Source organism: Streptomyces sp. NPDC040610 (genome assembly GCF_055594065.1).
The window spans coordinates 585015-606591 of the sequence record NZ_JBVIXA010000005.1 but is presented as its reverse complement, the minus strand read 5'-3'; the positions used below and the strand labels follow the sequence as shown (position 1 = coordinate 606591).

At 72.9% G+C, this 21577-nt stretch carries 16 protein-coding genes; 4 read left to right on the top strand and 12 right to left on the bottom strand.

The genetic code is table 11. The annotated features are described in order from the left end of the window. Nucleotides 1-208, top strand: a 208-nt coding sequence (locus ACZ6AA_RS21405; RefSeq protein ID WP_380845122.1) for a hypothetical protein, incomplete at its 5' end; no start/stop codon positions are given. Nucleotides 209-355: 147 nt separating this feature from the next. On the opposite strand, the gene ACZ6AA_RS21400 is transcribed toward ACZ6AA_RS21405, so the two are convergent. Further along, nucleotides 356-1363 (bottom strand): stage II sporulation protein M, encoded by a 1008-nt coding sequence (locus ACZ6AA_RS21400; protein WP_468459708.1) that lies wholly within the window; start codon nt 1361-1363, stop codon nt 356-358. 111 nt (nt 1364-1474) lie between these two features. On the opposite strand from ACZ6AA_RS21400, the gene ACZ6AA_RS21395 reads away from it, so the two are divergent. Beyond that, complete coding sequence (locus ACZ6AA_RS21395) at nt 1475-2494, top strand: RDD family protein (protein ID WP_471459432.1); 1020 nt, start codon at nt 1475-1477, stop codon at nt 2492-2494. A gap of 66 nt (nt 2495-2560) precedes the next feature. On the opposite strand, the gene ACZ6AA_RS21390 is transcribed toward ACZ6AA_RS21395, so the two are convergent. After that, nucleotides 2561-3199: a hypothetical protein gene (locus tag ACZ6AA_RS21390; protein ID WP_468459711.1), complete on the bottom strand. Its 639-nt coding sequence runs from the start codon at nt 3197-3199 to the stop codon at nt 2561-2563. Nucleotides 3200-3368: 169 nt separating this feature from the next. Continuing rightward, entirely contained in the window at nt 3369-4826 is a 1458-nt protein-coding gene (gene ahcY / locus ACZ6AA_RS21385) for an adenosylhomocysteinase (protein ID WP_468459988.1), read from the bottom strand. A 365-nt stretch (nt 4827-5191) separates the two neighbouring features. On the opposite strand from ahcY, the gene ACZ6AA_RS21380 reads away from it, so the two are divergent. Next, on the top strand, nt 5192-7291 hold the full coding sequence (locus ACZ6AA_RS21380) for a fructose-specific PTS transporter subunit EIIC (RefSeq protein ID WP_471459430.1): 2100 nt from the start codon (nt 5192-5194) through the stop codon (nt 7289-7291). 92 nt (nt 7292-7383) lie between these two features. On the opposite strand, the gene ACZ6AA_RS21375 is transcribed toward ACZ6AA_RS21380, so the two are convergent. The 7 genes from ACZ6AA_RS21375 to ACZ6AA_RS21345 form a co-directional block, all read right to left on the bottom strand. Further along, a complete protein-coding gene (locus tag ACZ6AA_RS21375; RefSeq protein WP_468459715.1) occupies nt 7384-8355 on the bottom strand; it encodes a cation diffusion facilitator family transporter in 972 nt (323 codons plus the stop codon). Between the two features lie 106 nt (nt 8356-8461). Further along, a complete protein-coding gene (manA, locus tag ACZ6AA_RS21370) occupies nt 8462-9613 on the bottom strand; it encodes a mannose-6-phosphate isomerase, class I (RefSeq protein WP_468482489.1) in 1152 nt (383 codons plus the stop codon). Between the two features lie 82 nt (nt 9614-9695). Next, nucleotides 9696-11012 (bottom strand): SIS domain-containing protein, encoded by a 1317-nt coding sequence (locus ACZ6AA_RS21365; protein WP_468459719.1) that lies wholly within the window; start codon nt 11010-11012, stop codon nt 9696-9698. Between the two features lie 95 nt (nt 11013-11107). Further along, nucleotides 11108-11284 (bottom strand): Trm112 family protein, encoded by a 177-nt coding sequence (locus ACZ6AA_RS21360; protein ID WP_078619623.1) that lies wholly within the window; start codon nt 11282-11284, stop codon nt 11108-11110. A 400-nt stretch (nt 11285-11684) separates the two neighbouring features. Beyond that, on the bottom strand, nt 11685-13049 hold the full coding sequence (locus ACZ6AA_RS21355) for a phosphomannomutase/phosphoglucomutase (RefSeq protein ID WP_468459721.1): 1365 nt from the start codon (nt 13047-13049) through the stop codon (nt 11685-11687). Between the two features lie 86 nt (nt 13050-13135). Further along, nucleotides 13136-14752, bottom strand: a complete 1617-nt coding sequence (locus ACZ6AA_RS21350) for an L-lactate permease (protein ID WP_471459427.1) — start codon at nt 14750-14752, stop codon at nt 13136-13138. 171 nt (nt 14753-14923) lie between these two features. Beyond that, entirely contained in the window at nt 14924-15349 is a 426-nt protein-coding gene (locus tag ACZ6AA_RS21345) for a DUF3499 domain-containing protein (RefSeq protein ID WP_468459725.1), read from the bottom strand. Between the two features lie 262 nt (nt 15350-15611). Here ACZ6AA_RS21345 and ACZ6AA_RS21340 point away from each other — a divergent pair, with 262 nt between their 5' ends. After that, nucleotides 15612-16070, top strand: coding sequence for a metallopeptidase family protein (locus ACZ6AA_RS21340; RefSeq protein WP_468459990.1), 459 nt, complete (start codon nt 15612-15614; stop codon nt 16068-16070). Between the two features lie 91 nt (nt 16071-16161). Here the strand turns inward: ACZ6AA_RS21340 and ACZ6AA_RS21335 are convergent, their stop codons facing one another. Together ACZ6AA_RS21335 and ACZ6AA_RS21330 are read right to left on the bottom strand one after the other, a co-directional pair. Then, nucleotides 16162-17655, bottom strand: a complete 1494-nt coding sequence (locus ACZ6AA_RS21335) for a DUF5719 family protein (protein WP_468459727.1) — start codon at nt 17653-17655, stop codon at nt 16162-16164. Beyond that, nucleotides 17652-21455, bottom strand: coding sequence for a glycosyltransferase family 2 protein (locus ACZ6AA_RS21330; RefSeq protein ID WP_471459425.1), 3804 nt, complete (start codon nt 21453-21455; stop codon nt 17652-17654). The genes ACZ6AA_RS21335 and ACZ6AA_RS21330 overlap by 4 nt, the downstream gene beginning before the upstream one ends. Nucleotides 21456-21577: the final 122 nt, after the last annotated feature.

Genomic DNA, 21577 nt, shown 5'->3' with positions numbered 1-21577 from the left:
GGCGCTTCCCTTCGGTGTTTCTTTTGTTCTTGCGTTTCCGACTCTATCAGATCTTTCCGGCTTCCCGTTCCGATCCGATTTCCTCGGTGCTTTCCAGGTATTCGCTTTCGCGTTTCCCTTTCCGGCGGATCCGACTTTATCAGAAGTTTTCGGCCGGTCTGACCGGCTCAGCTTTCCGATTCATCGGGGTGGCTTCTCGATTAAATGAGATTCAAGAAGCAGGCAGATTTTAACTGCCGCCACGCGAGCTGTCCAGCTCTAGGCAACTGTTCGAATCTACCTCCCCGGACCTGCCATGTCAATGACTTTTCCGGGGCGAGGAGGAGACTAGCAGCTCAGAGGCGACGTGCGCACATCACGCGGCAGTGGGCACCGTGGCGCTGCGCTCGTGCTCTTCCACGTCGCCCGTCTCGCCTTCGCGCGCTGCCCGGCCGCCGAGGACGTAGACGTACACGAGGAACGCCAGCTCGGCGGCGATGCCGATGCCGATGCGGGCCCAGGTGGGGAGGCCGGAGGGGGTTACGAAGCCTTCGATGGCGCCGGAGATCAGGAGGACCAGGGCCAGGCCGATGGCCATGCCCAGTGCGGCGCGGCCCTCCTCGGCCATGGCGGTGCGGCGGGTTCGTGGGCCCGGGGCGATGAGGGTCCAGCCCAGGCGGAGGCCGGTGCCGGCGGCTACGAAGACCGCGGTCAGCTCCAGGAGGCCGTGCGGCAGGACGAGCCCCAGGAAGGTGTCGAGGCGGTCCGCGGAGGACATCAGGCCGATGCCGACACCCAGGTTGAGCATGTTCTGGAAGAGGATCCAGATGACCGGAAGGCAGAGGAACGCCCCCAGGACCAGGCACATCGCTGCTGCCTGGGCGTTGTTCGTCCACACCTGGGCGGCGAAGGACGCCGCCGGGTGGCTGGAGTAGTACGTCTCGTACTCGCCTCCGGGGCGCGTGAGATCGCGCAGCTCCGAAGGGGCGGCTATGGAGGACTGGACTTCGGGGTGGGTGCCGATCCACCAGCCGATCACGGCGGCCAGGGCTATGGAGAGCAGGGCTGTGGGTACCCACCAGTGGCGGGAGCGGTAGACCGCTGCGGGGAAGCCGTGCGTCAGGAAGCGTGTGGCGTCTCTCCAGGAGGCGCGGCGTGTGCCGGTCACGGCACTGCGCGCGCGTGCCACCAGCTGGGTGAGGCGGCCGGTCAGCTGTGGGTCCGGGGCGCTGGACTGGATCAAGGACAGGTGGGTGGCCGTGCGCTGGTAGAGGACGACGAGTTCGTCGACCTCGGGGCCGGTGAGTCGGCGTTGGCGGCGCAGCAGGGTGTCCAGACGGTCCCATTCGGCCCGGTGTGCGGACACGAAGACGTCGAGGTCCATCGGTTGGCTGCTCCTCGGCTTCTCGTACTGCGGCTCTCGTGGTGCGGCGCGATCGATAGTCAGCTTGGCAGACTGGCGGTTCCGGGGGCAGCGACGGGAAGGGCGGCAGGCGTGAGTGAGCTGGTGACGGGCGAGGCGGTGGCGCTGGAACTGCGTCCCGCGAAGTTGCCGAGTCGTGCGCTGGCGGTGCTCATCGACATGGTCGTGGCCTGGTCGGCGTATATGGCGGTGACGCTCGGGTTGCTGGCCGCGGCCGGGTCGCTCGACGATGCGGCGGTGGCCGCGATCGCGGTGGCGACGTTCGTGCTGGTGCTCGTGGGTGTGCCGATCGCGGTGGAGACGCTCAGCCACGGGCGGTCGCTCGGGAAGCTGGCGTGCGGGCTGCGGGTGGTGCGGGACGACGGCGGGCCGATCCGGTTCCGGCACGCGCTGGTGCGCGGGGCGGTCGGGGTCGTCGAGATCCTCATGACGTTCGGGGTCGTCGCGTGCATCGCGTCGCTCGTTTCGGAGCGCGGGCGGCGGCTCGGGGATGTGTTCGCGGGGACGCTGGTCGTACGGGAGCGGGTGCCCGCGGGGCGGACCGAGTACGTGCCCGCGCCGCCGCCGTGGCTCGTGGGGCGGTTCGCGGAGCTGGATCTGTCGGCGGTGCCGGACGGGCTGTGGCTGGCCGTTCGCCAGTACCTGACGCGGATGGGGCAGTTGGATCCGCAGGTCGGCTGGGCGATGGCGGAACGTCTCGCCAACGATGTGGTGGCGCGGACCGGGGCTCCGGCGCCGGAGGGCGTGCCCCCGGCGGCCTTCCTCGCCGCCGTCGTGCACGAGCGGCAGGCGCGGGAGGCGCGCCGTGCGTTCGGGGAGCAGGGGGTAGGGGTGGCTCCTGTGCCGGGTGCGCCCGGGGCCTGGTCGGGGCCGGGTCAGCCGCCCGGCCCGTTCTCCCCTCCCGCGTACGCCGCTCCCATGTACGCCGACCCGCCCGCATCCCCGCCTCCGGCGCCGTACGAGCCCCCGGCCGCCGCGCCCGCGCAACCGCCTCAGCCCGCCGCCGGTCCCACTCCGCCTCCTCCCCCGGCATCGGCACCAGCACCAGCGGAGCCCGCCCGGCCCTCGACGGGCTTCGTGCCGCCCGCCTGAACCGGCACCGCACGGCACCGCACCGGCGTAGGGCTCCGCCCGCCCAAAGCCGCGCCGGCCCGTGCCTCAGCCTCCGCCTCCGCCGTCTCCTCCGCCGAACACCGACGGCGGCGTTTCCAGGTTCTCCAGCTCGATGCCGGGGGCCGCGAGGACGACGTCGCCGGTGAGGTGGACGGTGTGCTGCTCGCCCGTGTCCAGGGCTGTGACCTGGTATTCGTCCACGGTCAGGGGGCCGTTGTCAGTGGCGTGTGCTTCGCTTTTCAGCAGGGCCCAGGACTGGTCGAGGGTGCGGGGGGCCAGGACCGGGTCCGTGAAGGCGACCAGGCGGACGCGGGTCGCGGGGGAAGCGGGGGCGAGCCGCAGCAGCCGGGCGGTGGCGACGAGGAAGGCGGGGGATGTGCCAGTGATGGCGTGAGCGGGGGCGTTGTGCTCGTCGGCGTGGGCGCCGGTGGCGTCGGTCCGGACCCAGGTGACGCCGTCCAGGGCGGCGGCGCGCACCTGCCAGCCGGAAGCGTGCAGTTCGAGTCGGATGGGGCGGCCGAGTTCGTCGATGGCCAGGTCGACGGAGCCCGCGTGGTCGCCCGAGGGGGTGGTGCGCTGGGCGACATAGCGCCAGCCGGAGGGGCCGGGCGCGCAGTGGAAGTGTTCTTCGCCGAGGGGGGTGTGATCGTGCGGATCGTGAAGCGAATATCGGCCGCGGGGCATGGGGCGTGGTCCTTGTCGGGCGTGGGGCAGAGCGTCCCGGCGGGCGCCGCCACGGGGGCAGGCCCCCGCCCCGGGGGGCGAGGGCCTGCTGGAGGCGTACTGCCGGGCGGCCGCCGGGCGTGACCGAGTTCCCTGTCGGAGGTGGTCGCGGTGGCGGCCGGGGCCGGGGTCAGTAGCGGTAGTGGTCCGGCTTGTACGGGCCCTCGACCTCGACGCCGATGTACGAGGCCTGCTCGGGGCGGAGTGTCGTGAGCTTCACGCCGAGCGCGTCCAGGTGCAGGCGGGCGACCTTCTCGTCGAGGTGCTTGGGGAGCACGTAGACGTCGGTCGGGTACTCGTCGGGCTTGGTGAACAGCTCGATCTGGGCCAGGGTCTGGTCCGCGAACGAGTTGGACATCACGAAGGACGGGTGGCCGGTGGCGTTGCCCAGGTTCAGCAGGCGGCCCTCGGACAGGACGATGAGGACCTTGCCGTCGGGGTGCGTCCAGGTGTGGACCTGCGGCTTGACCTCGTCCTTGACGATGCCCGGGAGCTTCGCGAGGCCGGCCATGTCGATCTCGTTGTCGAAGTGGCCGATGTTGCCCACGATCGCCTGGTGCTTCATCTTGGCCATGTCCGAGGCCATGATGATGTCCTTGTTGCCGGTCGTGGTGATGAAGATGTCGGCCGTCTCGACGACGTCGTCGAGCGTCGTGACCTGGTAGCCGTCCATCGCGGCCTGCAGGGCGCAGATCGGGTCGATCTCGGTGATGATCACGCGGGCGCCCTGGCCGCGCAGGGACTCGGCGCAGCCCTTGCCCACGTCGCCGTAGCCGCAGACGACCGCGGTCTTGCCGCCGATGAGGACGTCGGTGGCGCGGTTGATGCCGTCGATGAGGGAGTGGCGGCAGCCGTACTTGTTGTCGAACTTCGACTTGGTGACGGCGTCGTTGACGTTGATCGCCGGGAAGAGGAGCTCGCCGTCGCGCTGCATCTCGTACAGGCGGTGGACGCCGGTGGTGGTCTCCTCGGTGACGCCGCGGATCTCCGAGGCGAGCTGGGTCCACTTCTGCGGGTTCTCGGCGAGCGTGCGGTGCAGGGTCTGGAGGATGACGCGGTGCTCGTCGGACTCGGCGGTCTCGATCGCCGGGACCTTGCCGGCCTTCTCGTACTCGACGCCCTTGTGGACGAGGAGGGTGGCGTCGCCGCCGTCGTCCAGGATCATGTTCGGGCCGCCGGTGGGCGAGTTCGGCCAGGTCAGGGCCTGCTCCGTGCACCACCAGTACTCCTCGAGGGTCTCGCCCTTCCAGGCGAAGACCGGGATGCCCTGGGGGTTGTCCGGGGTGCCGTTCGGGCCGACGGCGATGGCCGCGGCGGCGTGGTCCTGGGTCGAGAAGATGTTGCAGGACACCCAGCGGACCTCGGCGCCGAGGGCGACCAGGGTCTCGATGAGGACGGCGGTCTGCACGGTCATGTGCAGGGAGCCCATGATGCGGGCGCCGGCGAGCGGCTGGCTGGCGGAGAATTCCTTGCGGATCGCCATCAGGCCGGGCATCTCGTGCTCGGCGAGGGTGATCTCCTTGCGGCCGTAGCCGGCGAGGGAGATGTCGGCGACCTTGAAGTCGTGGCCGTTGGCGGCAGTCATTATGAGCTGCTCCTCGTGATTGGTCGAGGGTGGGCATGGCTGACCTGCGGCGTCGGGGCACAGGGGTGCACCGCCGCACGCAGCGCAGTCCGTCGGAGGCCCTCTCTCCCTCGGCCGGTCCAGGAGCGGACCGCCCGACCGCCATCAGCAGCGACGTCTGGCACTGTCACGAATCTACACCGATTGGCGCAGCGCGCCCCAGCCCGCCTCCTGCCGGACTGTGGCCGAATCGAGGAGGGAACAAAGGTCCTGAGACCCCGCCGAACCGGGACCTTTGCGCTTTTGAACTGGTCCGCGCGTGTTGCAGGATGCCTGGAGATCGGGAGCATGCGCGCGATCGATTTTGGCCAAGGCGTTAGGAGATCCACGTGACCAGTCCGGCCGACCCCGTGGCAGGCGGGGACCCCAGTGGGCACCCGCGGCTGAAGCTGCTCGCGGTGACCGCCTGTCCGACGGGCATCGCCCACACGTACATGGCGGCGGAGAAGCTCCAGCAGGCCGCCGACAGCCAGGGCATCGAGATGAAGGTGGAGACGCAGGGCTCCATCGGGGCCGAAAACGTCTTGACTGACAACGATGTCAGAGACGCCGACGGCATCATCGTCGCGGCCGACAAGGATGTGGACCTGGCGAGGTTCGCGGGCAAGCGGGTGCTGTCCGTCGGGGTCTCCGAGGGCATCAGTCACCCGGAGCGCCTGATCGAGCAGGTGCGGAGCGCGCCCGTGCACGGGGGCGGGGGCGGTTCCGGTGGCGCCGCGGCGGCGAGCGGCGGCGGGGGTGCGGGCGGCGGCCGGGAGCGGAGCGTCGCGTACAAGGCGCTGATGAACGGCGTCTCGTACATGATCCCGTTCGTCGTGGTCGGTGGGCTGCTGATCGCGATCTCGCTGTCGCTGGGAGGGCACACCGACCCCAAGGGGGGTCTGGTCATCCCCGACGACTCGTTCTGGATGCATGTGAATCAGATCGGGGTCATCGGGTTCACGCTGATGGTGCCGATCCTGTCGGGGTACATCGCGTACGCGATCGGGGATCGGCCCGCGCTGGTGCCGGGCATGATCGGCGGGTGGATCGCCAACACCGGTGAGCTGTACGACTCCAAGGCGGGGGCGGGGTTCATCGGGGCGATCGTGACCGGGTTCCTGGCCGGGTACCTGGTGCTGTGGATCAAGAAGGTCAAGGTCCCGAAGTTCGTCCAGCCGATCATGCCGATCATCGTGATCCCGATCATCGCGACCAGTGCGCTCGGGCTCTTCTTCATCTATGTCATCGGCAAGCCGATCTCGTGGGTCTTCGAGCATCTGACGGACTGGCTCAGCGGGATGACCGGGACGAGTGCGATTCTGCTCGGCGCGATTCTGGGGCTGATGATCGCGTTCGACATGGGCGGGCCGGTCAACAAGACGGCGTTCCTGTTCGGCGCGGGGCTCATCGCCACCGGCAACCAGACCGTCATGGGCATGTGTGCCGCGGCGATTCCCGTGATGCCGCTCGGACAGGGGCTCGCGACGCTGATCCGCAAGCGGCTCTACAGCGAGCAGGAGCGGGAGACCGGGCTCGCGGCCTTGTTCATGGGCCTGTTCGGGATCTCAGAGGGTGCGATTCCGTTCGCGGCGGCGCGGCCCGCGCAGGTCATTCCGGCGAACATGCTGGGCGGAGCCGTGGCCGGTGCGGTGGCCGGTCTGGCGGATGTGAAGGACGCGGTGCCGCACGGAGGGCCGATTGTGGCGGTGCTCGGGGCTGTTGGGGGTGTGCCGATGTTCTTCGTGGCTGTGGCCATCGGCACGGTGGTCACTGCGCTGACGACTGTGGCGTTGGTGGACATCAGTGAGCGGCGGCGGCGTGGTGAGTCGCTGGTCGGCGGGGCCGGTGGCCCCGGTGGGGCCGAGCCGGCGCTCGCCGGAGTCGGGGTCGGCGCTGGTGCCGGAACCGCCGTCGCGGGCGGTGGCGTCGCCTCGGGGACCGGGTCCCCCGAGAAGTCCCCTGCCGCGCCTGCCCCTTCGGCTGCCGGTGGCGAAGTCCTCTCCGGGTATCTGACCGAGCAGACCGTCAAGGTCCAGCTCGACGCCGACGAGAAGGAGGCCGCGATCCGGGAGATGGCCGGGCTGCTCGCTCGGACCGGGAAGGTCGTCGACGTGGAGGAACTGGTGCGGACCGCGTTGCGGCGGGAGGCGCAGGGCACTACGGGGCTCGGGGAGGAGATTGCCATTCCGCATGCCAAGACGGATGCGGTGACCTCGCCGGTCGTGGGGTTCGCTCGGTCCGCGGAGGGGATCGAGTGGGGGGCGCTCGATGGTACGAAGGCCAAGTTGGTCTTCATGATCGCCGTGCCGGAGGCGGCCGCGGGGGATGAGCATCTGCGGATTCTGGCGATGCTTTCGCGGAAGTTGATGGACACCGGGTTCCGGGAGCGGCTCTCGGCTGCGCCGGATGCGGGGGCGGTGGTGGAGGTCTTGCGCGAGGTGCGGTGAGGGCGGGTACGTCCCCCGTACGTGAAGGGCCCCGCACCGAGCTGGTGCGGGGCCCTTGCCACGTGGGCGCGAACGTCAGGTGGACGCGGGAGTCAGTGCGCCGCTCCCGGGCCGCCCGGCGACTTCGCCGGATTCGTGCCCGTGGCCGCCGCCTCCGCGTTGTAGATGTCCGGCTCCAGGTAGATGACCCGGGCGATGGGGACGGCCGTGCGGATGCGGTCCTCGGCGGCGTTGATCGCGTCGGCGATCTCGCGGGCCGTGTCGTCGTGCTGGACGGCGACCTTGGCGGCGACGAGGAGTTCCTCGGGGCCGAGGTGGAGGGTGCGCATGTGGATGACGCCGGTGACGGTGTCGCCGTCGACCAGGGCCTGCTCGATCTTCGCGACCTCTTCGGTGCCCGCGGCCTCGCCGAGGAGCAGCGACTTGGTCTCGGCGGCGAGGACGATCGCGATGAGGATGAGCAGCACGCCGATGCAGAGGGTGCCGATGCCGTCCCAGACGCCGTCGCCGGTGGCGAGGGCGAGGCCGACGCCGCCGAGCGCGAGCACCAGGCCGACGAGCGCGCCGAGGTCCTCAAGGAGCACGACGGGCAGCTCGGGGGCCTTGGCGCGGCGCACGAACTGGGTCCAGGTGAGCTTGCCGCGCAGGGCGTTGGACTCCTTGATGGCCGTCCGGAAGGAGAAGGACTCCGCGATGATCGCGAAGACCAGGACGCCCACCGGCCAGTACCAGTGCTCGATCTCGTGCGGGTGCTTGATCTTCTCGTAGCCCTCGTAGATGGCGAACATGCCGCCGACGGAGAAGAGCACGATGGAGACCAGGAACGCGTAGATGTAGCGCTCGCGGCCGTACCCGAAGGGGTGTTGCGGGGTCGCCTCGCGCTGGGCCTTCTTGCCGCCGACGAGCAGCAGGCCCTGGTTGCCGGAGTCGGCGAGGGAGTGGACGCTCTCGGCGAGCATCGAGGACGAGCCGCTGAAGAGGAACGCCACGAACTTCGCCACCGCGATCGCGAGATTGGCGGCGAGTGCCGCCACGATCGCCTTTGTTCCGCCTGACGCACTCATGTGTGCCCGATGTCCCTTCGCCTTGCGTCACTACTCGTCGCCGGGGCGCTGCTTTGCCCGGCCTTTGCGGTGGGTCATTGTTGCAGCACCGAAGGCGTGCGGTGGGTCAGGCCACCACAGTGGCGCGGAAAACCGTGCCGCTCCCGGACACTTCGGCCTTCTCGCCCGCGGGGACGAACGCGGACTGCCCGGGCGTCAGGGCGATGTCGCCCGCGTGGACGGTGCCCGCCGTGCACAGCAGGATCTGCGGGGTCCCGGCCGTGAGGTCGTGTACGGCGCCGCCCTCGGGCAGGACGAAGCGGGAGAGGCGGAACTCGTCGATCGGCGTCTCGTAGACCTCTTCGCCGTCGGCCGACGCCTCGGGGCGCAGCACGCCCGGGTCGGTCGCCTCGAAGCGGACGACGCGCAGCAGTTCGGGTACGTCGACGTGCTTGGGGGTGAGGCCGCAGCGCAGCACGTTGTCGGAGTTGGCCATGATCTCCACGCCCAGGCCGTCGAGGTAGGCGTGCGGGACTCCGGCGCCGAGGAACATGGCCTCGCCGGGCTGGAGTTGGACGTGGTTGAGGAGCATGGCGGCGATGACGCCGGGGTCGCCGGGGTAGTGGCGGGCGATCGAGGCGTACGGGGCGTAGTCGCCGCCGAGGCGTTCGGCGGCGGCCGCGGCCTCGGTGACGGTCTTCGCCATGTCGTCCGGGTCGGCGGTGAGGACGGCCGTCAGGACCTCGCGCAGTGCGGCCTCTTCGGGCCTGGCGTGCAGCAGGTCGACGTACGGCTTGAGGGAGTCGACGCCGAGGCCCGCGAGCAGGTCGGCGGCCTCGGCGGGGGCGCGGAAGCCGCAGAGTCCGTCGAAGGGTGTGAGCGCGCAGATCAGTTCGGGCTTGTGGTTGGCGTCCTTGTAGTTGCGGTGCGGGGCGTCGATGGGGACGCCCCGGCGCTCCTCGTCCTCGTACCCCTCCTTGGCCTCTTCCAGGTTCGGGTGGACCTGGAGGGAGAGGGGGGCGCCGGCGGCGAGGATCTTGAGCAGGAACGGCAGGCGCGGGCCGAACTTGGCGACGGCGCGCGGGCCCAGCTCGCGCGCCGGGTCTTCGTCGATCACCTCGTTGAGCGGGCCGCGCTCGGTGCGCGAGGGTGCGCCCGGGTGGGCGCCCATCCACATCTCGGCCTGCGGCTCGCCGGTCGGCTCCGCGCCGGTCAGCTCCGCGATGGCGGTGGTGGAGCCCCAGGCGTAGGGGCGGATGGTGTTGGTGAGGCGGTCCACGGGGGAGGTCTCCCTTACGGATGGTGCGGGTACGCGGGTGCGGTCGCCCCGGCCGGGGCGGTCACCCGTGGTCGGCGTGCGGTCATGATCGGCCCCCGGAGGCGAGCGTCAGGTAAACGGCCGCGAAATCCGTGATGGCGATCAGCTCGGCGAGGCGTTCCAGGTCGCTGCCGTCCTCCGGTTCCAGCTCGCTGAGCGGGGTGTCGTGGCTGTGGGCCAGCTCGCGGGCCGCGGGCGCGGCGGTCAGGCCGCCGGCGTCGGCGGGGCGCTCGCGGAGCAGCACCACGCGGGCGCGCAGCGTGGCCGGTTCCTCGACGCGGTCGCGGAAGAAGTCGTCGCTTTCGGCGCCGCCCGCGATGCCGCCCGCGAGCAGCGCGGCGTGCGCGGGCAGGGCCTCGGGCAGCTCGGCGGCGAGCGCGGCGTGGCCCGCGAGCTCGGCGAGGGCGGCGGCGAAGCGGCGGCCCGCCATGCCCGCGCTCTGGCCCTCGCTCCAGATCAGCGGCAGCGACTCGGACAGCTCGGCGGCGAGGGTCTTCGCGGGGTTGCTGTACGTCGTGATGGCCGGGCCGCAGCGCTCGGCGACCTCGTCCAGGCGGTCGGCGACCTTCTGCAGGGTGTCGACGGGGGCGGCGATCAGGCCGGTGCGGTCCAGGAGGACGAGCAGCGGGGTGAGCAGGGCCCAGAGGGTGCCGGGGGCGGCTGCGGGGGCCTCCGGCGGGTCGTTGTGCGGGGAGGTCAGCGGGCCGCGGTCCTCCGGTACGCCGTGGGCGGCGCCGGGGCGGCCGAGGGTTCCGGGGCCGGTGGGGTCCGGCTGCGCGGGGTCCGGCTGCGCCGGGCCTGTGGGCTCCTGGCGCGGCTCGACTCGGCTCTCCGCCTCGCCGTACGTCGTCCCGTACGCCGCCGCGGGCGAGGTCGCCATCGGGACCGTCAGGCCGTGCGAGCCGTCGACGCTCTCGGCGAGCGGGGTGCGGGCCGGGGCCACCGCGACGACGGTGCAGCCGCGGCGGTACGCCTGCTCGGCGAGGAGCGTCAGGCCGGGCTCCGTGCCGTCCGGGGTGACGATGAGCAGCAGGTCGACGGGGCCCGTCCAGCCGGGCAGGGACCAGCGCAGGGCGCCCGCGGCGGGGGCGACCCCGGTGGGTGCGAGGCGCACGACGGGGCAGCCGGTGCCCGCGAGCGCGCCGATGAGGTCGGCCACGCCGGTGGCCGCGGTGCCCGGGCCCGCGATCAGGACGGCGCGGGGGCGGCCGTCCGGCTTGAGTTCCGTGAGGCCGGACTCCGTCGCGTGCCGGACCGCGGTCCGCACCCGGGCGCCCGCCTCGGCGGCGCCGCGCAGCAGATCGTGCAGGTCGGCCCGGGCCAGGGCCTCGGGAGCGTCAAGGAGCGAGTCGTCGAGCATGAGGGCGGCCTCCGATCGCCGCGCGCGGCGGGTGGCGGGCTGGGTGGTCGTACGGGGTGCCGGTCGCGGCTTCGTACGGTGCGCCTCTTCGATCGTTACGCGGGGCGGCGGGCCTCGTCGACCAGGAGGACGGGGATGCCGTCGCGGACCGGGTAGGCCAGACCGCAGTCCGTGCCGTTCGCCGTGCAGACCAGCTCCGTGTCCGTCTCCTTGAGGGGGGCGTGGCAGGCCGGGCAGGCGAGGATCTCCAGGAGGCCGGCTTCGAGCGGCATGGTGCGGGTCCCTTCGGGTGGGGCGGGTGGGGCTTGTGGCCTGGTCAGGGTACCGCTGGGCGGGGGCCTTGGGCGGGGTCGAGGCCGGGGCTTCGCCCCGGGTGCCCCGGCGGGGCGGGGCGCTTGTTCTCCGGGCGCGGGCCGTGGCGCGTTTGTGCCCACCCGTTCCGCCATGCGGAACGGGTGCCCACAAACACGAGGCAGATGTTGTCTGGCCCTGGGACGCGTACCCGTGAACGCGAGGCGGACGTCGTCCAGCCCTGGGACGCGTACCTGTGAACGCGAGGCAGGACGCCAGCCCGCCCCCGCACGCACGCCCGCCCGCGTGTGGGCAGCCGATGTCGGCGCACCCTCGTGTTCGTGGGGCGCCGACCGGCGCGGCGTGTGGGGGGGGCGTGGGTCAGGCTCGGATGATGGCCAGGGCCTCGTCCCGGACCTTTGTCATCGTTTGTTCGTCGCGGGCCTCCGCGTTCAGGCGGAGGAGGGGCTCCGTGTTGGAGGCGCGGACGTTGAACCACCAGTCCGTGGACGTGACCGTCAGGCCGTCGAGTTCGTCGATGGTGACGCCGTCCTGGCCCTCGTACGCGGACCGGATCGCCGCGAGGCGTGCCGTCTGGTCGTCGACCGTGGAGTTGATCTCGCCGGAGCCCGCGTAGCGGTCGTACTGCTCGACGAGGCCGGAGAGCGGGCCGTCCTGGCCGCCGAGCGCCGCGAGGACGTGCAGGGCGGCCAGCATGCCCGTGTCGGCGTTCCAGAAGTCGCGGAAGTAGTAGTGCGCGGAGTGCTCGCCGCCGAAGATGGCGCCCGACTTGGCCATCTCCTCCTTGATGAAGGAGTGGCCCACGCGCGTGCGCACGGGCGTGCCACCGTTCTCGCGGACGACCTCCGGGACGGACCAGGAGGTGATCAGGTTGTGGATGACCGTGCCGGAGCCGCCGTGCTTGGCGAGTTCGCGGGCGGCGACCAGGGCGGTGATCGCGGACGGCGAGACGGGGCCGCCGTTCTCGTCGACGACGAAGCAGCGGTCGGCGTCGCCGTCGAAGGCGATGCCGAGGTCGGCGCCCTCCTCGCGCACGCGCTCCTGGAGGTCGACGATGTTGGCCGGGTCCAGCGGGTTGGCCTCGTGGTTGGGGAAGGTGCCGTCCAGCTCGAAGTACATCGGGACGAGCGTGAGGGGCAGGCCTTCGAAGACGGTGGGGACGGTGTGGCCGCCCATGCCGTTGCCCGCGTCGACGACGACCTTCAGGGGGCGGATGGTGGTGAGGTCCACCAGGGAGCGCAGGTGCGCCGCGTAGTCCTTGAGGGTGTCGCGACGCACGACCGTACCGGGCGTCGCCGCGGGCTCCGGGGCGCCCTCGTCCGACCAGCGCTCGACCAGCGCGCGGATGTCGGCGAGACCGGTGTCCTGGCCGACGGGGGCGGCGCCCGCGCGGCACATCTTGATGCCGTTGTACTGCGCCGGGTTGTGCGAGGCCGTGAACATCGCGCCGGGCAGGTCCAGCGCGCCGGAGGCGTAGTACAGCTGGTCCGTCGAGCACAGGCCGATCTCGGTGACGTCGACGCCGAGCGCCGTCGCCCCGCGCGCGAAGGCGCCGGAGAGGCCGGGCGACGAGGGCCGCATGTCGTGCCCGACGACGATCGCCGTCGCGCCCGTCACCTTCGCGAAGGCCGCGCCGAACAGCTCCGCGAGGGACTCGTCCCACTGGTCCGGGACCACCCCGCGCACGTCGTACGCCTTCACGAGCTGGGACAGGTCAGCAGTCACGGCAACCCTCTCTGCAAGGTTCAGGGAGCTCGGCAAGCCCTCGTCGGTGGCAACAAACTACCCGCAACGCCGAGCCGGAAGCCGCGTCAGGGCAGCATCCATCCCAGCACCGCCGTGCTCTGGCCGACCACGATGAGGCACATCACCAGGAGCAGACCGATGCTCCAGGGCAGCACCTTGCGCAGCAGGTCGCCCTCCTTGCCCGCGAGGCCGACGGCCGCGCAGGCGATCGTCAGGTTCTGCGGGGAGATCATCTTGCCGAGGACGCCGCCCGAACTGTTGGCGGCGGCGAGGAGTTCGGGCGAGAGCCCCGACTGCTCGGCGGCCGTCACCTGGAGCGAGCCGAACAGCGCGTTGGCGGAGGTGTCGGAGCCGGACACGGCGACGCCGAACCAGCCGAGCACCGGCGAGAGGGAGGCGAGGCCCGCGCCCGCGTCGGCCACGAAGTGCCCGATGGTGGCGGCCTGTCCGGACAGATTCATGACGTACGCGAGCCCGAGCACGCTCGTCACGGTGAGGATCGCGAACCGCAGTTCGTGCACGGTCGCCAGCCATTCGCGCACGGCCACGCGCGCGTGGACGCCGAGGACGACGGCCGTGCCGACGCCCGCGAGGAGCACGAGCGTGCCACCGGTTGAAACGATCGGCAGCGAGAAGACGTTCCCGCCGACCGGGTCGCCCGTCGGGTCGCCGACGTTCAGGAAGGGCCAGTCGAAGGTGCGGGTCGCCTCGGCGAGGAAGTCCTTCACGGGCGGGATCTGGGCGACGGAGAAGATCGCGACGATGAGGGCGTACGGGGCGTAGGCGCGCATCACGTCGGGGCGCGGGTCGTCGTGGTCCAGGTCCGTGCTGCGGGCGCCGGTGAGGACGGCGGCGCGGACGGGCTCGGCGGCCGGCCTGCGGGCGCCCGGGACGGCGACGAGGGCTCCCGCGCCCGCCAAGGCGGCCCCGATGTCGGCCAGTTGCGCGGAGACGTAGTTGGAGGCCGCGAACTGGGCGGCGGCGAAGGCGAGTCCGCAGGCCGCGGCGGGCATCCAGGTCTCGCGCAGCCCGCGCCGCCCGTCGACCAGGGCGACCAGGAGGAGCGGCACGACGAGGGCGAGCAGCGGGGTCTGGCGGCCGACGACGGTGGCGACGGTGTCCAGCGGGATGCCGGTGACCTGGGCGAGCGTCACGACGGGGGTGCCCATGGCGCCGAAGGCCACGGGCGCGGTGTTGGCGACGAGGGCGACGACGGCGGCGCGCACCGGGTCGAAGCCGAGCGCGACCAGCATCACCGAGCAGATCGCGACGGGCGCGCCGAAGCCCGCGAGCGCCTCCAGGAGCGCGCCGAAACAGAAGGCGACGACGAGCGCCTGGATGCGCGGGTCGTCGGAGAGCCGTCCGAAGGAGCGGCGCAGGATGTCGAAGTGCCGGGTGCGGACGGTCATCCGGTACACCCACAGGGCGTTGACGACGATCCACAGGATGGGGAAGAGCCCGAAGACGGCGCCCTGGGCGGCGCTGGAGGCGGTCTGGCCGAGCGGCATGCCGTACGCGAGCCAGGCGACGGCGGCGGCGACCGCGAGGCCGATGAGTCCCGCGCGGTGGGCCTTCATCCGGACGGCGCCGAGCAGGACGAGGACGGTGAGCAGGGGCAGGGTCGCGACGAGGGCGGACAGGCCGAGCGAGTCGGCTACGGGCTCCAGTTCCTGGACGTACACAGGGGCCTCCCCGAATTCCGTGATGTGGAAAGCGATCTCTCACGGCTGGGGGGAATGGTCGTGTCCGCGCCAACGACCCGTCAATGGGGCGTGCGGGGTGGGTTGTTCAAGGGTGAATAACGGCTCTCTACGGAGGCGCCGTTCAGGAGTCCGGCACCACGGAAGCGCCGTTCAGGAGTCCGGCGAGCGCAGCACCCGCAGATGCCCGCGGCGTCCGACCTCCATCGGGCCCGCTCCCCGCGCCCCGCTCCCGCCAGCCTCCGCGGCCCGCTCCTGCGGCCGCGCCGCCTCCCGCACGGCGTTGGCGAGCGCTTCCAGGTCGTCGCCGCTGGGCCGGGCCGGGCCGGAGCCGTCGGCGAGGCGGACGACCTCCCAGCCGCGCGGCGCGGTGAGGCGCTCGGAGTGTTCGGCGCACAGGTCGTAGCAGTGGGGTTCGGCGTAGGTGGCGAGGGGGCCGAGGACCGCGGTCGAGTCGGCGTAGACGTACGTCAGCGTCGCGACGGCGGGACGGCCGCAAGCGGTGCGCGAACAGCGACGTACAGGGCTCACGACGTTGGACGGTACCGCACTCTTGAGCGGGCCGCGACGACTCTCCATGAGGTCACTCCCCCGTGTCGTGCTGTGATCCCACGCACAGGGCCACCCGTGGGCGCGCCGCTGACCTGCGAAGACGCAAGGGGCCAGAGGGGCCTGCGGTGTTGAACGCGGTCACCACTCGGTACAAATGCGGCCAATCGTCGCGAGATCGACGGTCCCGGAGAGATACGCAATCGAGCCCAAGCTTGGCTGGAATGGTCAGGAAGCGACATGCCGTGCTCCGTGCGGAAAGGGCGATCTCGAGGACTACGCTTCCCCAGTGATGGACGACCCCGTACAACCCCGCTCCAGTGAGCCGAGGCCCCGCCGACGCGACCGTCACGGCAGGGGCATGCGCGGCCCCGTGGCGCCTCCCCAGGTGCCGCTCTCCGCCAGCCGCGCGGAGGCCTTCACGGACCTCGTGCAGGACTCCGTGGAGCGCCTGGAGCGGCGCTGGCCGCAGCTCACCGAGATCGACTTCCTGGTGCTCGACGTGCCGCCGACCATCGGCGGGGACGCCGGTGACGAGGAGTGGGGCGCCGGGACGGTGCCGCTCGGCGGGACGATCTCGGCCTCCGAGGGGCGGCCCGCGCGGGTCGTCGTCTACCGGCGGCCGGTCGAGATCCGCACCAAGGGCCGCGACGAGCGGGCCGCGCTGGTCCACGAAGTGGTCGTGGAGCAGGTGGCGGAGCTGCTCGGCCTCTCCCCGGAGTCCGTGGACCCGCGCTACGGCGAGGAGTAGCAGGGGCCCGCAGGAAGCCCCCGTCCTCGCTGACGCAGCCCCGGCCGCACTTCCGCGGCCCTCCAGGCCCCGCTGCCGCAGCCCCCAAGCCTCACTTCTGCAGCACTTCGAGATCCTGCTCGGCCTCAGGGACGGCCACCGTCCCCCGGTCGTCCGGCAGCGTCTGGATCGTGAACATGGGGATGCCGTTCTCCGGGAGCTCCAGCATCCGGGCGGCGTGCACGGGGCCGCCGGACTCGGTCTCCAGGGTGAGGGCGTAGGCCCCCTTGAGGCCGGAAGGGACCGGCGGCTCGACCGCGAGGGTCGTACCGCCCTTGACCGTGTACGTCTTCGTGACGGGCTCCCCCGCCTCCGTGCCCGCCGACGCGGTGACCTTCACGCGGCCCGTCTTCCCGGGCGCCACCAGGGACAGCGTGGAGCCCTTGGCGCGGTTGTCGGCGACCGTGGCGCGGGCCCCGACGGCGCTCGTCGCCGGGATGAACGCCGTCTCCTGCTTGTCGCCCTTGCCGCGCGTGACGCGCAGCCCCGCGACCACGGGCACCGCGTCCTCCGTGGGCGTCAGGAGCAGCGAACCGGCCTCCCCCTTGGTGACGTCACCGAGGTCGACGGCGGCCGTCATGCCGGACTTCACGTGCAGCGTCTCGTTCCCGGCCGGGGTGATCGCGCCCGTCGGCGAGGCGAGGCGCACCTTCAGGTCCGCGTCGTCGGAGCCGGGCGCGAAGGCGACCAGGCGCACCGAGGTGGCGTCCTTGGGGATGCCGGGCAGGACCAGGCTGGGTGCGGGGTCGGTGGAGGCGGGCAGCCAGTCGCCGCCGAGCTTGTCGTCCGAGGAGTGCACGGCCGCGGCCACGCGCCCGCTGCGCGCGGCGACGTGCATCGTGATGTTCGTGTACGGCTTGCCGGTGAGCGTGGACAGCAGCACGGGGACGCTGGAGTGCGGCTGGATCTGGATGGACTGGCCGACGTCGGCCTTGATGCTTCCGTCGCGGCCGTACAGCTCGACGTCCACGACCGCCGCCGCGTCGTCCGGGTTGGTCAGGTGGATGTAGTCGCTGCGGCCCTTGGCGGTGCTGGCGCCCGGGAACCAGAACTCGGTGTCCGGGGCACCGCAGTTGGCGCCCTGGACGCCGCGCCCGGAGCCCGCGCTGACCGTGGTGGTCTGCTGGACGGTCCAGCCGGGCGCGAGGGCGCCGTCGGCGCTGCCCACGAGCGCGGGCGCCTCGGCGCCGGACTCCTCGCCGGTCACGGGCTTGCCCGGGGACTTCTGGGTCAGGAACGGCTTGAGGCCCTTCGTGCGGTCCTTGCCGCCCTGGTGGGTGTCCGTCAGGACCTTCGGGGCCGGGAGGAGTTCGGCCTTGCCGCCGCTCGCGGCGCCCCCGGAGGGGGGCGTGAACGCGGTGTAGGCCGTCTCCGCGAGGTCGGACGTGCTGGGCTCGGGGCACAGCAGGCTGGTGCGCTCCACGGGCAGCCGCTTCGCGGTCTTCGCCGCGTCGTCGCCGCCGTCGGGGGCGTTGACCGAGGCGAAGCCGGTGACGGCGGCCAGGGCGGCGGTCGCGGCGATCAGGGACACGGTGGTGCGGTTCACTGCTGGCTCCCGTCGGGACGCTCACTGTCGGGGCCGCGCGGGGGTCGCGGCGGCATCGGCGGGGACTGCGGCGGCATCGGCGGGAGCTGCTGGGCGTAGCCGGGATCCGTGGGGTCGGCGGGGCCGGCCGGGCCGGGGACACCCCCGGTGCCGGTGCCGCCCGCCGGGTCGTACGTCTGTCCGTAGCCCGGCTGGTCGCCTCCGTAGGACCCGCCGTAGGCGTACGGGTCGTACTGTCCGCCGTGCGCGGCGCCGCCGGGGCCCGCCTGGTAGGGGTCGGCCTGGTACGGCTGCTCGTAGGAGCCGTACTGCCCGCCCTGGTAGGCCTGTTCGCCGCCGTACGCGCCGTGGTCGGCGCCCGCGGGGGCCGGGGTCTGCCACCCGTCGTACCCGGAAGCCCCCGCCTGGTCGGGCGTGTGCTGGGCCGGGACGGCGCCCAGACCCTCCTCCCCGGGCACCCCGTCGGCGCCGTCCTGGGCGGCCTCGCCCTGGGCCCGCAGCCTGCGCGCCCTGCGGCCCTCGCCCGCGACGGCCTGGGCGGGCAGCACGGGCTCCTCGGGCAGGTCGTCGTCGACGTCCCTGCGCCGCCCGGGCAGCGCGAGGACCACCAGGACCACGGCGAGCGCGCCCTGCGCCCACAGCCAGCCCGTGTGGCCGGCCGTCGGCTCGTACGTGACGTCGAGGCGGCCCGCGGTCGCGGGCAGCTCGAAGCCCTGCGCCCAGCCGTCGACGGTCGTGCGGGTCAGGGCGCGGCCGTCCAGGGTGGCCGTCCAGCCCGGGGCGGCCGAGTCGGCCAGGCGCAGGACGCGGCCCTCCTTGCCCGCGGGGATGCGGGTGTGCAGCTCGACGGGGCCGGCGGCCACCGGCTCCGGGTCGCCGGTCCTCGGCACGATGGCGGCGCGGGCGACCTGCCGGTCCACGCGCCACAGGGCGCTGCCGTCCTCCTGGCTGAGCCGGGTCAGGCCGGGGGTGGCGTCGAGGGTGCGGCTCAGCTGGCGGGGGGCGCCGTCGCGGACGAGGACGTAGCGCACCGCGTAGCCGCCGAGCTGGTCGGCCTGGTCGGCGCCGGAGCCCGCGAGGAGGCGGCCGACGATCCGGTCGAGCCGCTTGTGGGTGCCGTCGGCCGCGGCGAGTTCGGCGTCGCCCAGGCGGGCACCCGAGCCGCGGACGAGGGTGTAGGACACCTCGGCGGGCGTGGCGCTGTCCAGGACGAGGGTGCGGGCCTGGTCCTGGGTGCCGCTCTCCTCGGCGACGAACGCGGGCACCTGCACCGGGTCGCGCCGCTCCAGGGGGCCGTCGGCGCCGCCGATCATCCACCCGGCGGCGGCGAGCAGCGGGCCCGCGGCCGCGGCGAAGGCGATGAGCGCGGCCACCGGCTGCCGCCAGCCGAAGCTCTGCTCGGCGACCCGCGCGCGGGCCCCGTCGGCGCCGAGCGCGGCGGCGGCGAGCAGCGCGATGCCGTACGCGAGCGTGGCCGGGCCCGCCCACGCGGAGCCGTTCGACAGGGCCGCGAAGACGAGCGCCACCAGGGCGACGGCCCAGGCCGTGCGGATCGCCGCCTGCCGCTGGCCGCGCAGGAGCGCGCCGAGCGCGGCGAGGACGACGCCGATGAGCAGCAGTCCGCTGACGGTGCCGGGCCCGCCGGGGCTGGCGCCGAGCAGGTCGAGCGCCGACGCGGCCCCCGTGCCGTACTCGAGCCCGGCCTCCTTGAAGAAGCCGAACGGCAGCAGCGAGAGCGACCAGGGCGCGAGCACCAGCAGGGGCGTGCCGAGCGCGGCGAGGAACCGGGGGCCGTACGCGGCGAGGTCCCTGCGGTGCACCGCGAGCAGCGCGAGGCCGAGGACGAGCGCGATGGGCCACACGATCGGCGTGAAGGCGGTCGTGACGGTCAGCAGGAGGGCGTACGCCCAGGTGGCGCGCCAGCTGCCGCGTGCGCCGTCGGTCGCGGCCAGGCCGCTGGCCGAGACGCCCGCGCGCGCGATGAGCGGCAGCAGGATCGCGAGGACGGCCGTGCCGATGCGCCCGCCCGCGAGCGCGCCCGTGGCGGCGGGCAGGAAGGCGTACGCGACGGACGCCCACGCGCGCAGGAGGCGCGACTGGACGAGGGGCCGGGAGGCGAAGTACGCCGTGAAGCCCGCGAGGGGCACCGAGCCGACCAGGAGCACCGTGACGGCGAGGCCGCTGGAGCCGAGCAGGAGGGTCGAGAGGAGGCCGAGGAGCGCCAGGTAGGGCGGCGCGGACTCGGTGCCGCCGATGCCCACCGGATGCCAGCCGTCCAGGAACCGCGACCACAGCCCGGAGGCGTCGGCAGGCGCGGGCAGCAGCGCACCGCCCGCGAGCGCGCCGCCGCCGAGCAGGGCCCGGCAGGCGATGAGGGAGACGAACAGCAGCACTACGAAGAGCACGGGGCCGGGCTTGCGGGCGATGCGCTTGACGCGGGCGAACTGCTCGATCTCCAGGAAGTCGGCGTCGTCGCCGCCGGGTCCGGACTCGACGGCGCCGCCGTGCCGGCCCGCGGCCGTGACCTCCGGGTCGGAGCGGCCGACCAGGTTGCTCGCGACCTGCTCGACGGTGGCGCGGACCGTGGCGCCCGGTGGCGGGAACAGCGGCCGCGTCTCACTGGCCTCGACGACCGGCTTGCCGCGCTTCCTGCGTCCGGCGAGGATCCGCTCGGGCCGCAGCAACGTGCCGAAGAGCCCGGCGACTTCGTCGAGGGCCTGCCCGGGGGCCTTGCCGACCAGGTAGGCGAGGGTGCGCAGGACCGTGCCGACGACGAGCCGCACGAAGACCCAGGGCAGCACCGCCGTGCGGGAGTTCACCAGCAGGGTGTACGCCGCGCCCGCCTTGTCCACGCGGTGCGGCGAGGTGGCCGTGCGGCCCACGCAGTCGACGGTGCGGCGCTCGCGCGAGGACGCCTCGGCGTGCCGCACGACGGCGTCCGGGGCGACCAGGACGCGCAGTCCCGCGGTGTGCGCGCGCCAGCACAGGTCGACGTCGTCGCGCATCAGGGGCAGTCGCCGGTCGAAGCCGCCGAGCTGCTCGAAGACCTCGCGCCGGACCAGCATCCCGGCGGTGGAGACGGCGAGCACGGGCCGCACGTGGTCGTGCTGGCCCTGGTCCTGCTCGCGCCGGTCCAGGCCCGTCCAGCGGCGGCCGGAGTGGGCGATGGAGACGCCGACCTCGAGGAGCTGCCTGCGGTCGTACCAGCCGCGGAGCTTGGGGCCGACGATCGCGATGTCCTGGGTGTCCTGGCCGAGCTCGCGTTCGTTCTCGACGGCGCGCAGCATCTCGGCGAGGGCGCCGGGCTCGGGGGCGCAGTCGTCGTGCAGGAGCCACAGCCACTGCTCGGGCTCGCCGTGCGGCAGCTCCGGCATGTCGTACGCGTCGTCGCGCCAGCTGCGGCTCACCGGGTCCCAGCCGCTGGGGCGCTTGAGGTACGGCAGGTCCTCGGGGGTGAGCACGGGTGCCGTGCGGACCGCCTCGTCGACGGCGGTGCCGAAGCCGGAGCGGCGGGCGAGGTGCAGCACGCGGTCGGGGCCGAGGGCCTCGGTGAGCAGGCGCGCGGAGTCGTCGGCGCTGCCGGTGTCGGCCGCGATCGCGTTCTGCACGGGGCGGTCCTGGCCGAGGAGTCCGGCGACGGCGTCGGGCAGCCAGCGGGCGCCGTCGTGGGAGACGAGCACGGCGGTGACGACATGCCGCGGGAACTCGGGTGGGCTTGCCGGGTCGAAGCCGGCCGCGCGGGACGGGTCGAACCCGGCGGCAGCGCCTTCGTGGGCTGCCGGGTGGCTGTGCACGGACATCGAGGTACGGGCCCCGGTTCGCTGGACTGCGGTGGACGCCCGCGCCCCGTGGGGGCGCTCTGGCGTCTCGGACGGGGCCCCACACTAACGGCTGGCACCACAACAGCCCGCCGCCTGTGGAT